The sequence below is a fragment of the Clostridium sp. OM05-6BH genome, from assembly GCF_003481635.1.
In the GTDB taxonomy this organism is placed as follows: Bacteria; Bacillota; Clostridia; order Lachnospirales; family Lachnospiraceae; genus Butyribacter.
In genome coordinates, this window is record NZ_QULH01000001.1 from 479,915 (window position 1) to 493,712 (window position 13,798).

A 13,798-nucleotide genomic window follows, 5' to 3' on the forward strand; every position below is an offset into this window, starting at 1 on the left:
CTCCGCCGTTTGGTGCGGTTTTCTTATAGGATTAAAGTGTTAAAAGTCCATTTTCATGACGGAGATATTTTTTTGAAGATTTGCGCTACAATATCTTGAGGCGATGCGGCGCATCGTTGATAGATATTGTGGTCAAAGATTCGAGAAAATAGCCCGTCAGGGAAATTCAGGCCTTTTGACACCTTAATCCTTATATTAGACCATTCAACTTAGCCTAATTCAAACTTCCCATACCTCATTATTTCACACAACCACATATTGCTTATTATGTCAGTAAAATAATAACTATTTTGCAGCCGATAAAGTAAATTATCATGCCGTCAAAAAAACTAAGACAATTGCCGAAGAACGCAGAGTTTTCATAGTGATTTCTTATTTTGTTAAGTCTCTGATGAATACATGCCTGAAGGAGCGTATGAGATGTCTCGGTTTAGCAAGGTATCATCCATTTTTGGACGGGACGCTTTCGCTACGATGCGCTACGTCACGTTACTTAATGTCTCTGAAATACGAGACATAAGTAACGACGAGCGCAAAGTCCCTTTCAAAAATGATGAATACCTTGCTTCCGAGACTTCGAGTTTCCGAAAGGCATGTAAATCATACATCAGAGACAACAAAATTTAGAAATCACTATGAAAACTAATTGCGGCAAGGCAATTGCTATAGTTTTTTGATGGCATTATTCACTATATGTCAGCTGCAAAATATAATTAAACCATCGACATAATAAGCAATATGTGGTTTGGTCAATAACTCCCGGTATGGGAAGTTTTACCTAGCCTAATATATTGTATAACGAAAATGAATACTGTTTTAAATTTTCAGATAAAATACAGAGGACTTTTTGAAATCTCTAGCATCAAAAAGCCCTTTGTATCATTTTATATTATTTGTGATGATTAGTTGTGACAATTCATTAATATGCTACATTAACCTGATATACATAAATTCCACTTCCCGTTGAATACAGATAATAGGTACCTGCAGAAGGAATTTTGTATGTTACCGTAGATGGCGTTCCTGTGATCGTAGCATTTCCTACTGTGCTTCCACCTACGCTACCGGATGCCAGACGCAATGTTCTGGATGCGGATGTGGATGTGGATGCTGCCGTAACTTTTACCGTACAAGCTCCCGTTGCCGTAAACTTGATATATCTTCCGGTGCTGTTACCACCACCATTCATTTGCAATACTTTGCTGTAACTTGTGCCATTTACAGTAGTGTTGCGATTAAGCACCGCTACATTTTTGCTAGAAGATGCCCCAATTGTAAAACTTCCTGATGTAATGGCATTTGTATAGTTTCCGTAAGTAAGATCATTGGCTGACAGACTGATGTCTGTGCCTTTTGTGTCTGATGCTTTTTCTAAGATCCATAACTGGCAGGCACCACCCCAGTAAGAATACTGAGCGATATTGCCACCTGCTGCCGTACTCCAATTATATACATCAAGGCAGGAAGCACTGGAGGTTACTCTTGTCTTAATCGCATAGGCTCCATTTGATATCTTTTGAATGTCAAATAACTGGTTGTTGGAACCCTTATAACTGTATTGCAAAATATTAGCACCATCAGCGGCACTTTTGCCTGCAACATCTACTACCTTTGAATATCCGCTGGCACCTGTATAAATATAGTAATATCCTGTTGCGGAATCCTTTACCAGCTTGAATTTCTGACGATCTGTGCCTGTGTACGTATACTGCTGCACATTAGCATTGTTAGAAGCTGATCCATTAGCAACGTCCAAATATAAACCACTGAAGGAACTCTTAATATAGTATGTTCCCTCTAAAGAAGATGCGGAACTGTTGGAGCTATTGGAGCTGCTAGAGCTGTTGGAATTGCTGCTCTTTGGATATACTGATGCAATGGCATCAATAATCTTTTGCTGTGTTACTTTACAGGTACTTCTGTCAATCACGCCAAAACCATATGTGCCCGTATAACCATTATCCCAAAGGACCGGCACCATGCCATACTTCTTAGCATAAGTACATACTTTTTTCGCAAACTCTGCTCTCTGTGCAGCGCTTGTAGAATCGTATGCTGACTTATCAATTGAACCATACTCACCGATCACTACCGGGTAACCTGCTGCTACGAACTTGTTATACAAGCTGGAAAACTGTGATTTCAGAGCAGATTCATCACCCCAGGAAGATGTCTTTGCGCTGTTTGTTGCTGTATCTCCCCACTGTGTTACATTAGAAGATTCCTCTCCACAGAAATCCCATGGATCATAGTAATGGACAGAAATCATAATTCTTGGAGTAGAAATGCTGCGATCTCGGTAATTGTCTGTTGGCAGGGAAAATCCGTAATTACCAACTGTATATGTAATATTGGTATTCCATCCCGGAATCATGAGCCAACGCTTTGCATTATTGCCACCTGTCTGACGAACTGTGTCTACAAAGATCTGATTATAAGCATTAATATTTGCATATGCCGTGGATGAAGGTGTTCCGTATGTTCCATCGAATTCTTCATTCATAGACTCAAATACTAAATGCTGATCATAATTTTTGAACTTAGTTGCAATCTGTTTCCACACAGCCTTGTACTTTGCCTTAATCGCTGTCTGATTGGAAGATCCACAAAACAGCCAACCACCATCCAAAGTAGTATAACCATCACCATGCATGTTGATGATCGCATACAAACCATTGTTTACACACATATCTACCACTTGCTGCACTCTGTTTAACCAGCTGGCATCAACCGTATAGTTGCTGTCTGAGCCAATGTGTCCCATATAGGATACCGGAATGCGGACGGATGTAAATCCTGCGTTTTTCACTGCTTTAATCAGATTTTCCGTAATGGTCGGATTACCCCACGCTGTTTCACTTGGTACTCCGTTATTTGCTGCTTCCAACTGATTTCCCAGATTCCAGCCTGCTCCCATTGCAGATACAAACTGGCTCTGATTCAGATTCTGGAACGATCCGGATGCTGCCTCTGATTTTGTTTGCTGACCGAATGACAATACGCTAATAGAACTAATAACCATTGCCAGTGCCAACACATGCGCCAACCATTTTTTTGCTTTGTTCATAAAACTACCTTCCCTTTCTGAAACTGTTTATTCTTTTGTACCCATTCCTTGGAATACGCTTGATTTCTGATCCCCATTCAGATAATTTCCCTATTTACATTCTCACCCAAACATACTTTTCCCAATTGGCGCAGTTCTGTTCCGCCGTTTCCCTATTTACACCTTTTTTGTTTGAATTGCACATAATCACATTGATAATTATAGCTATATTATGAAATTTTTACAATACTCATTCATATTTTGTTCACATTTTCGCCATAATGCACAAAGAAAACATTTTCGAAACTATCTACGAAAATGTTTTCTTTGTGCAAAATTACAAATTTCTATTTATTCTCTTTTCAATCTATTCTGTTTCAATCTATTCTCTCTTCAATCTGCTTTCTTTCAATCTTTCCTATTTTCCCTAACTGTCCGCAATAATAAAATACTCACAACAAGCAACACCGGAAAAATGATGCGCCAGCACAATGGATACCCGATAACCGATCCGGTCAATGAATCCCGCCGATAACAGGTCCACCAGTAACTGAATACCAATGTTAAAAGTGATCAGCATCGTAATCTGACTGAGTGGAATATGATAGCTTTTTTCAAAGGTCAAAAAAAGCAACGGCACAAAATTATTGACGATCGCCTAAACAATATAACCTGCAAAACAGGCGTACATCGTCTTTTGAAAATTGTTTTTCATACGTCTAATCTCCTTCTATTGATAGTTTTGTGCCTGTGCATTCCACATCATAGCGTAAATCCCGTCTTTTTCTATCAATTCTTCGTGCGTTCCCTGCTCTTGCACTTGTCCGTCTTTTAACACAATAATCCGTTGGCAAAAACGACAGCTTGACATTCTATGGGATATGTATACCGCCATTCTGTCTTGAATCAGTCGGTCAAAACTTGAATAAATTTCATATTCCGCCATAGGGTCTAGTGCACTGGTTGGTTCATCCAAAATGATAAAAGGTGCTTTCTTATATAAGGCGCGCGCAATAGCAATTTTCTGTGCCTCACCACCGGACACTTCAACACCTTTAATACCAACATTATACAATGGATTATGGATTCCCTGTTCCATTTTCTGGACACGCTCCCAAATGCCTGCTTTCTCCAAAACCTCTTCAATCTCCCGCTCATCGTACTCCTCACTGGCAGCAACATTTTCTGCTACTGTCATAGCGAACAGTTTGAAATCCTGAAATACCACACCAAACATTGCCAAATATTCTTCATAATCATATTCACGAATATCGATCCCATTTAGCAAAATACGTCCGTGTGTTGGCTCATACAGTCGACACAGCAACAGGATCAAGGTCGTTTTTCCGGCACCATTCGGACCTACCAGCGCAATTTTTTCTCCATAGTGAAATGTGAGATTAACATGCTCTAAACTATCCTTTTTACCACCGGGATACTTAAAACTTACATCCTCAAAGGTAATCACCAAATCCTGTTGAGGTAGATCAGCCGTAGGTTTTCCACCCGTCTGTTTGCGATTTGGCAACTGCAGATATTCGTAATAATGATGCAAATACTGCATATTAAGCAACACCGTTTCAAAATGATCTACCATATATTGACAAGCACCTCCGAGTGCCGTTAGTGCCGATACATACTTGACCACTTCCGCTCCCGTGATCATCCCATTAACGCCTCTGACTCCGATCACCGTATAGGAAATCACTAAAAGCAACGCCTGTACGATCAAATAACGGATTCGGATCTTTTCCTGAATGTCTAGCTTTCTGTCCTGAATATTGCACTTTTCATCCCACACTTTCGTCATATCCCTCAACAGCAAATCCTTTAAGGCATACAGACGGATCTCCTTACCTGTCGCATATTTGCTGAGGATCTCGCGATAAAAATAATCGTCCTTGCGAATCGCATCCAAACTTTCCTCATAAATTTCATACTGCTTTTTGTTGCCCTTCTTGGATATCCACATAAAAAGGAACATAGAAAACAGATTTAACAAGAAAATAAGGTATATGATCCACTTAGAATTTAAGATCTGCATCACACCATTTCCGGTCAAATGCTGTTGCTGTGTCAAAATTGGGACAAGCACAACAAAGGCATAAAAGATAGATGCAACATCACCGATCAGCACGCCTAATTTATCCGAAAACCAGTAAATACCACCGCTTTCTTTTTCACCTTCTAACGCTGCCGTCAAAAGCTGCATACTATCCTGCGACTCAAGATCTTGATAATCTAAGCTTGCAGCTTTACTGGATATATCCGCCTTGATTCGGTAACGAATATTATCTCGCATCGCATTTCCTGCTTTATCCAAAATATGGTACAGGAGCGTCATTGCAAAAGTGATCACCAAAAGTTGGTAGACCATATTCATGATATGTCCCTTCGCTTCCCGTGCAACTAATGCATTTAAGATATTGCAGCCGTATACAATGCCCACATAAGGCAGACCCGCCATAATTATATTTTTTCCAAGATTACAAGGCAGAATCCACTTGCACAGCCGATGATTGATCCCGATGACATGCATAAATTTCTTTATGATCGCCCCTACAGATTCTTTTTCATTGCTGATCGCATGCTTACTCATCGAAATCACCACCCTTCTCATTGTAGTATTGACTTTGTATTTCAAACATCTTGGCATATGCACCATTCTTTTTCATTAGTTCATCGTGCGTGCCGTCTTCTTTCACCTGACCATTTTCATAATAAATGATGCGGTCGCAGAATTTGGTACTCGCCAAGCGATGAGAAATAAAAATCGTTGTTTTCCCTTCCGATAACCGGTGATACTGTTCGTAAATCGTCGTCTCTGCCAGAGGATCCAACGCACTGGTCGGCTCGTCTAACAGCAAAAGCGGTGCGTCCTTATATAAAGCTCTCGCTAGTAATATGCGCTGTAATTCTCCGCCCGAAAACAACACGCCATCCTTATCCAAAAAGTTGGTAACCGCTGTCTTTTCCTTCTTTGGCAAAGATAGAACCTTATCCTCAATATCTGCAAGCTGCATTGCCGTTCGCAGTTTTGGTTCATCAATATTTTCCTGTTTTTCACAAGCGATATTTTCTGCTACCGAAGTTGCCATCACCATCATGTCTTGAAATACTGCTCCGACTAATTTGCGATATTCTGTCTCTGAATAATCAGAAATCTCCCTGCCATCGATCAAAATCTGTCCTTCATTTGGATGATAAAAACCGCACAACAACTTTACTAAAGTGGTCTTGCCAGCTCCGTTTACTCCCACCAGTGCAATATTTTCGCCTGCCTTTACCTTGAGATTCAGATTATGTATCACATCCTGTTTTGCACCGGGATAACGAAAACATACATTCTTAAACTCAAGCGTAATACCGTTTTCCGTTTTGTCTGTCCCATTTTTAGCACAAGTGTTTTCCGTATTCTCTTTCTCTACTGTATGCTCCGAATCCTTTAACTCCATAAAACTGCGGTAATCGTTAATGCCCCAGTTGCAACGGATCATTTCACTGTTAGCGCGAACGAAACCGTCTCCCATATTACCGCCATTCAGCCAGCCAGCAAAACCGGTAATAATTCCCAAATAAAAAGTAAATGTGGTCGCATTCAATTCCCCTGCCAAAAACTGATTTATCAACACCGTATACGCAATGATGTCACGCACGAGCGACCAGATCGTGTCCGACAGATGCGGCAGAAAATAATACATCTCCACGCGTTTCCATACTTTCATTCGTCTCTGAACCAGTGTTTTCATGACATCCACAAACCACTTTTCCATGCGATACAAACGAATGTCTTTACCGTCCGTAGCAGATGTACTTCTCTGAAAAAAATACTCCACTCTGGAATCTGTCTCCCAAATTGTCTCTCTATATTTCCGATAACCCCGTTGCGCAATTTTCTTCTCAATCATCACATTCATAATGCTCATAATCGCAAAAACCGGCAGTACCCAGGGGCATCTTGGAATCAGTATGATCGTATATACGATAATTCCCAACAGATTAAATGCGAATGGCGTAAACATATCCATAATGCGGCTCCAGCCATTCCATTCCTCCGAGTAGCTGTATTTTGCGCCATCCGCTGCTCGTTTTCCTTCTGCACTCTCCAGAATTTGGTAATCCACTGTCATAATTTTGCTGATCACTTTCTTCTGAACAGACTGAAACTGCACCTTATAATTTTTCTTTTTAATCAGAAAATCATACTTTGTCGATACGATCCCCATAATCATATTTCCCAGCACAAACACCAGCATTACTCCAAAAAAAGTCAAAAAATCTGCCTTTTTTTCGACCATACTGATCGCCGCACTTGGTATGATCGCTGCAATAAACGGCGCCAAAAATCCTGCTACCGATCGTACTGCAATATACCAAGGGTACTTGTGGTCTAGGTCATACATTTCCTTAAACACAAACTTCCAATTACTTAAAATCGGATATTCTTTATTAATTTTTTCCATATGACTCCTGTACTCCTTGTCTGCTAATAAATTCTAACACCTTAACTTAATGTTTCCTTAACAATGCCCTATCCTCAACCAAAAAGCATTTCCATTTCCTGTCTGGTAAGGTAAGAAGATAGCGCTCCTTTTTTCTGAATGCTTTCTCCGCAGTAACGGTTTGAAAAAATCAGATAGGACTCCCACTCCTTATCCGTCATCTTCTTCATGTCATCCAAGGTTCTCCCCTCATAAGCGAGTTGGTTAAGGAAAGAACCAATAAATCCGTCTCCCGCTCCGGTCGTATCCACTGCCTTTTTCCCAGTGCCGGACACAGCTACATGCGCTGTTCTTGTGTAAACCTCCGCACCCTGACTTCCTTTCGTATATAAGATCACAGAGATTCCCATAGCAAACAGCTCTTCCACCGCATCTTCAATATGTTCTTTGCCTGTGACAAAAAACAACTCTTCATCTGACAGCTTAAGAATATCCGCGCAAGGAAGGAATTCTGTCACTGCCGCCTTAAGCTGCGCCTGATCCGGCCACAACTGAGGTCGAAGATTCGGGTCAAAGCTGATCATCACTCCAGCCGCCGAAGCCTTTTCAATCGCTTTCTTATGCGCCTGCTTCATCGGATAATCTCCTAGAGAAACCGAGCAAAAATGAAGCGCATATGCATCTGCAAACACTTCTTCCGGCACCTGTTCCGGTCGATACAGCATATCTGCGCCGGGTTTTCTAAAAAACGTAAATTCTCTGTCTCCATTTTCCAGCAATGCCACAAATGCCAACGACGTGTTAGCTTCCTCTGTGCGTGAAATATATGTGGTGTCTATGCCGCTGTGCGCAAGTTCTTCCACAATCTTATCCCCAAACGGATCTGCTCCAAGCTGCGTCAGCATAACTGCTTTGCCACCAAGTTTTGCATATGCTCCACATACATTGGCCGGTGCACCTCCCACCTTTGGCATAAAGCTTTCCGTATCTTTGATCTGTCTGCCCGTCTGCTGTGGTGCAAAATCAATCAACGCCTCTCCAATCGCTACTAATGTCTTCACAACTACCTCCTGTACTCTGTTTCATTCCATCTATTTTCCCAATCGAAAAATCCATATATTTGAAATTGTACCACGATTTACTCCTCAGCTGCAATAATAAGCGCCTGACTCCCGGCATCTCACATCAGACAGATCAATCAAAAGAATACCTGACAAGCTATCTCCTTTATGTCTGTCCTACCGATCCTGGCGCATCTGCGGCACGGCGCAATGCGTAACTGTTCTTTACGTCCAGTGAAATCATCGTATTCAGTTGTCCGTGTCTGAAAGGATTATTTCCTGTGGACACAATACAAGTATAAACAGGAATCTACCATTTTACTAGATGATATGTTTCGCACAAAATCGTATGATTTATCGTATCATTGCCAATACAAAAAGAGCCGCGCTGCGGCTCCCTATTGCGGTAATTATTTATTTCACCCCCCGTATACTTTTCCATAAACGATATTTATATCATTTCATCCCAGTTTTCCGGAAATCCAATATGTGACAACGAAATATCATCTCCATACTCCTCTATCAATGCTCTTAACTCTGTCATAATTCTGCTTTCCCACTCATTTTTATCGGGATATAAAAATTTAAGCGTCAATATCTGCGAAAACAATTTCCGGTTAGTATTAAACGACACATTTTTCGGCATCCTAGGCAATGCTGGAAATGACCAGTAATATATTCTTGAATAATGAGCACAGCGATTGCGTAAATCCGTTAAGCAGCGCAACCAGCTTTTTAGACACACACTTGATGTATGATATAGCTCTCTTGCAATTTTTTTCTGATCCACCGACTTCAAATCAGCATACAGATATGAAAGCATCCCCATAGAGAAGAACTCTATAATCACCCAGATTGGAAATTGTCCGCTATACTTTTTCTTATGATGCTGCACCACTAATGTCATTTTGTTCTCTTCAATGCAAATGTCAAGCAGCCTCTTAAATTTGTCATCATTATGCCTTTCATTATATATATCCGGGTTTAAGTATCCCAATGCACCGTATGCATGTCCACAATAATATGACAATTGTGTCCTCAAATACAGTTCTATTGTCTCGATACATTCAAATATCAAATTTCTTATACGACCATCAAACTCATATATGCGTTTAATTCTGTTGAAATTAATATTTTCAAAATATGTTCCATCTGCATTTCTAAATGGCAGAAAATATGCCGATAAACGATAATAATTTGCCTGTTTTAAAAAAGATTCGCACGCTTCATCATCATCCACGATAAATCCTTTTCTCTTTATGATTTTAACCTGTTCTTCATAGGTTTTAGGTGATTTCATCATTACTGTTTCTTCGTAATGACTATCCTGTTTGTAATCCATTTCCACTTTGCTTGAATTATCCAATCCTTGTCTACTAAAAAAAATGTCTCCCCATGGGACACATCACATATGTGAGAGGTGCGGGGAGTCCTGTTACTGTTATTCTATGCTATTTCCCAGAAAAAATCAACCATTTTTAATTTTTTTCGTCATTTGGGTGATTTCATGATGTACTCTTCTCCCCGTCCTGCTTTTCCAGCAATGCATCCATATACCCTTGTACACGAAACTGATCGCTTTTATCCAGCTTTCGATACTTATGCATCACCGGGATCTCACCTGCTCTGAGGTTTCGTTTTGCTTCCTCTTCGGATTCCATGATCTCACTTGCTGATATTCCCATTGCTTTACATATTTTCCGAATGTTTTTCTCCCGCACCTCATAGTCTTCCTTTTTCAAGATACTCCATATCGTACTTTGTGGGATTCCGCTTTTCTTTGCAAAACGGTATGCCGTCATATGATTGTCCTGCAGATAATCCATCAATCTTTTTCTCACTGTACCTCTTATTTTTCTCTCCTCCTTGCTCCACCCGACTTGTAACTACATTTAGTATAGTTTCGAGCCGCTTTGTCGTTCAACCTATATGTTTCGCACGAAATCGTATGATTTATCGTACGATACATTTTTCATCAAGGGGGATTATACGGATTGAAATTTCCATTATTTTGGAATTTTCGGAGAATTATGTGTAAACGCTCCATAGTGGGTACAATAAAAAGGGCACCAAACCGTTTGATTCAAACGTATTCGGTGCCAAACTCCGTTACATATTCATTTTTATGATACTGTTTTTTGTATTCAAGTAATTTTCGCATGTCTACTTCCAAGTAATAACACAGTTTACAAAGAAAGCCCACATCCGATCTGGAACACCCATTTTTTATCCTTTGAATAGACTGAAGTTCTTTTGCCATAAGCATCGGAATATGTTAATCTATACAAGCCGTCTTCGCTTCGATATCTCCCTTTTATGAAAAGTTCTTCCTTTTGAATCATTTCTGACTTTCGCCATTAAACCATTTCTTTATTATAATAACTTTGTTTTTGAATTTTCCACTTTCGGTCTTTCATGCAGAAATAACACATAAATATTTAGCATCATCACCTACAAAACACCTTCCCTCTGATTTCTTAAATGCAATTTCAAAATATTTTTTTGCTTCATCTGTTTTTCCTGACTCACACAACACTTTTCCCACCCACATCTCACGATCGCCATCATCCTGTCTCTCTAAATCACATTTTAATATTTTATCTACCCATTGATTTGCCACATCCATATCATGAAGTTCAATAGACAAATCCAAAATAAATGCCACAATCCAGTAACTTTCATCATATATATATTTCTCATCAGGCAAGATACCCCATGCTTCAAAAAGTGAATCTCTTGCTTTACTCAGTTGTCCCTGTTCATAGAAGGTATTACAATCATCCATAAACTGTCTGATTCTTGCTCCTATCTTTTCATCGCATTCCATAACTTGTTCCTCCAATAATAATCTTTGTTTTTTCTTGTTAACTCTCTTTTTTTATCCACATAGATGAGCATTTCCAGTCTACACCATTCCCTTTGGTCTAAATTCATGAATTTGTGGATATTGAGAATTCACTTAATAAGACATCGTCTTATTTCGCTATAATCGACCTTTCTTACTCCAGACTCTTTATCGATTATGACATCCTAACCGTCCATGCCATATAAGATCACCTTTACTACAATGGGTTCTCAATTCCAATCATCTAATTTGAGCAACAAACTTAATATATTTATCATCTTCTCCTTCAAATATTTCCTTTCCTTCAACCATATAGGCTTTCAGAAGATAACCCTTTGCAGAACCATAATTTCCCAACTCATAGTAACATTGCCCCATTCTTAAATTTATCAACGGATTTCCAAGCCCTTCCGGACATTTCAATGCTTCACTAAAAAACGAAATCGCCTCTAAATACTTAGAAGAAAAAAAATAAACCTCCCCAAGCGCAACATACAACCATGTACTTGCCTCCCATTCCGTTTTAGGTTTCGGTATCAAATCAAGAGCCTCCAAATATTTCTTTTCTGCCAATTCAAAGTTATCGTCGTCCAAATATTGATCCCCTTCTTGGCTTAAATCACATATTTCTCGATATATTCTTTCATCTAACTCCATAATCTCAATCTCCTTCTAATAATTTAATTCTTGAATATATATTTTAATCACTCACACTTATATAATCAAGAAATCATTTACAAATTATATATATTTTCTGTTCTATGATCATATCTACTCTGTTAACTTTTTAGATTACATATCACATGATTTATTATTACTCCGATTATTATATGTACTATATATTATCCTTATATAATGTTCGGAGTAATAAATTAACAATAACAGAAAATATTATATAAAATTTCTAGCAAAAATATATGAATTATTTTGTTGGCGGTAAATAGGTTTGCTTTAATTTAGGTCCTTGCGAACGATTAATACTATAATGCTCTAAATAGTAATTATCTGGATTTAACATAAATTTTCGCACTTCCTTCGACTTAGCACCATACTTTCTTCCTACTGAATTCCACCATGATACTGCATCTACTTTATGGGCCATATCTACCTTTGATAAATCATACCATTTACCGTCACTTGCCTTAAAACAAGTTTTTCCCTTTGTTGTTGTTATTTTTTGTATACCTTAACTGTGTTATGGACTTATACGCCCGCAAAATCATTGCCTGGACTCTTGCAGACACTATGGAAGTATCTACAGTTGTCGAAACAATCAATAAGGCAAAAGCCTGTCGTAATACTGATTTACCGCTTATTATCCATTCAGATCGTGGCAGCCAGTATGTTTCAAATGCGTGGCGTGAGGTCACAGAAAAGATGCAGCGAAGCTATTCCCATAGTGGTTATCCTTACGATAATGCCTGCATCGAATCTTTTCATTCCTTAATCAAAAGAGAATGGCTTAACAGATTCAATATTATTAACTACAAACACGCCTATAGGCTTGTATTCGAGTATATCGAAACCTTTTATAATACCGTTAGGATTCACAGTCACTGCGACTATATGTCTCCTAATGACTTTGAAAAAATGTAAGAGAGGGTATGTTCTCTGCCAGCAGCTTAGTTGGCAGAACTTCTCATTTTATTTTGTGCTAAATCTTGACACAGGACCATTAGTGCTTTTGTAAGACTCTACTCTCACTTGTCATCATTCATTTAATAATTCCAATTCAACTAAACTAAACTCAGCTCCATAACCACTTTTATAATATTTTAATCCAATATTTCTTTCCCATATAAAAGTCTCAAAATATCCAGATTCAACCATATTATTATACGAATGATATTCCCTCAAATCTTCTTTTACTAACAGATATTGGTGATAACCTTTTTGTTCTTGTTTCAAATTATCTTTTATTTCTCCTTCCTGACAAACAATATTACTTTCTGTAGGAATTTTATTCTCTTTTCTGATAATTTCTATATTTTCTTCTGTAGGTTCAATTTTATAGATTTTATCTTTTTGTATATAAAACAATCCCAAAAGTAATCGTTCTTCTGAAACACCTCTAATTGGTTGAATTTTCAATTTATATATAATTCCTGATTTTAATTCAACTATTTTCTCAATTTGAATTGATACATCCCTTTCTATAATATCTCCATCCTCAGATGAAAAACGTCCTTTAAATTTTACTAATTTAAATTTATTTTCTAAAAAAAATGAGTTTAAATTGCTTTTCTCTACTAAATTAGATGGTATAGTCTCTTGATTTTTTTTACCACACGCACTTAAAAATAATACACAAAACAAAAAGTATAACAATATTTTAATTTTTTTTTGAAATTTAATCATCAATCATAATCTCCAATCTACTACAATATAATACTAAATTATTTTT

10 protein-coding genes are annotated in these 13,798 nt (G+C 38.4%); all 10 read right to left on the minus strand.

Annotated elements, in window-relative coordinates:
* Window positions 1-919 precede the first annotated feature (919 nt).
* A complete protein-coding gene (locus tag DXB73_RS02205) occupies window positions 920-3,067 on the minus strand; it encodes a cellulase family glycosylhydrolase (RefSeq protein WP_118690001.1) in 2,148 nt (715 codons plus the stop codon).
* 406 nt (window positions 3,068-3,473) lie between these two features.
* A complete protein-coding gene (locus tag DXB73_RS02210) occupies window positions 3,474-3,671 on the minus strand; it encodes a hypothetical protein (RefSeq protein ID WP_347559541.1) in 198 nt (65 codons plus the stop codon).
* A 105-nt stretch (window positions 3,672-3,776) separates the two neighbouring features.
* Window positions 3,777-5,645, minus strand: a complete 1,869-nt coding sequence (locus DXB73_RS02215; protein WP_182448318.1) for an ABC transporter ATP-binding protein — start codon at window positions 5,643-5,645, stop codon at window positions 3,777-3,779.
* The gene (locus DXB73_RS02220) at window positions 5,638-7,509 is read right to left on the minus strand and encodes an ABC transporter ATP-binding protein (protein WP_118690003.1); all 1,872 of its coding nucleotides are present in this window, start codon (window positions 7,507-7,509) and stop codon (window positions 5,638-5,640) included. Before DXB73_RS02220 ends, DXB73_RS02215 begins: the two co-directional genes overlap by 8 nt.
* A gap of 74 nt (window positions 7,510-7,583) precedes the next feature.
* Entirely contained in the window at window positions 7,584-8,549 is a 966-nt protein-coding gene (locus DXB73_RS02225; RefSeq protein WP_118690004.1) for a carbohydrate kinase, read from the minus strand.
* 451 nt (window positions 8,550-9,000) lie between these two features.
* Window positions 9,001-9,891 (minus strand): Abi family protein, encoded by an 891-nt coding sequence (locus DXB73_RS02230; RefSeq protein ID WP_243104084.1) that lies wholly within the window; start codon window positions 9,889-9,891, stop codon window positions 9,001-9,003.
* A 163-nt stretch (window positions 9,892-10,054) separates the two neighbouring features.
* Window positions 10,055-10,390, minus strand: coding sequence for a helix-turn-helix transcriptional regulator (locus DXB73_RS02235; protein WP_147354481.1), 336 nt, complete (start codon window positions 10,388-10,390; stop codon window positions 10,055-10,057).
* 572 nt (window positions 10,391-10,962) lie between these two features.
* A complete protein-coding gene (locus DXB73_RS02240; protein WP_118690007.1) occupies window positions 10,963-11,376 on the minus strand; it encodes a hypothetical protein in 414 nt (137 codons plus the stop codon).
* Between the two features lie 258 nt (window positions 11,377-11,634).
* Entirely contained in the window at window positions 11,635-12,051 is a 417-nt protein-coding gene (locus DXB73_RS02245) for a tetratricopeptide repeat protein (RefSeq protein ID WP_118690008.1), read from the minus strand.
* A gap of 1,053 nt (window positions 12,052-13,104) precedes the next feature.
* Entirely contained in the window at window positions 13,105-13,752 is a 648-nt protein-coding gene (locus DXB73_RS02260; protein ID WP_118690010.1) for a hypothetical protein, read from the minus strand.
* Between the last annotated feature and the right edge of the window lie 46 nt (window positions 13,753-13,798).

What these genes read in the sequence shown, in the direction of transcription:
- DXB73_RS02205 (WP_118690001.1), bottom strand. Translation starts at nt 3,067, where the DNA reads ATGAACAAAGCAAAAAAATGGTTGGCGCATGTGTTGGCACTGGCAATG.
- DXB73_RS02215 (WP_182448318.1), bottom strand. Translation starts at nt 5,645, where the DNA reads ATGAGTAAGCATGCGATCAGCAATGAAAAAGAATCTGTAGGGGCGATC.
- DXB73_RS02220 (WP_118690003.1), bottom strand. Translation starts at nt 7,509, where the DNA reads ATGGAAAAAATTAATAAAGAATATCCGATTTTAAGTAATTGGAAGTTT.
- DXB73_RS02230 (WP_243104084.1), bottom strand. Translation starts at nt 9,891, where the DNA reads ATGGATTACAAACAGGATAGTCATTACGAAGAAACAGTAATGATGAAA.
- DXB73_RS02240 (WP_118690007.1), bottom strand. Translation starts at nt 11,376, where the DNA reads ATGGAATGCGATGAAAAGATAGGAGCAAGAATCAGACAGTTTATGGAT.
- DXB73_RS02245 (WP_118690008.1), bottom strand. Translation starts at nt 12,051, where the DNA reads ATGGAGTTAGATGAAAGAATATATCGAGAAATATGTGATTTAAGCCAA.
- DXB73_RS02260 (WP_118690010.1), bottom strand. Translation starts at nt 13,752, where the DNA reads ATGATTAAATTTCAAAAAAAAATTAAAATATTGTTATACTTTTTGTTT.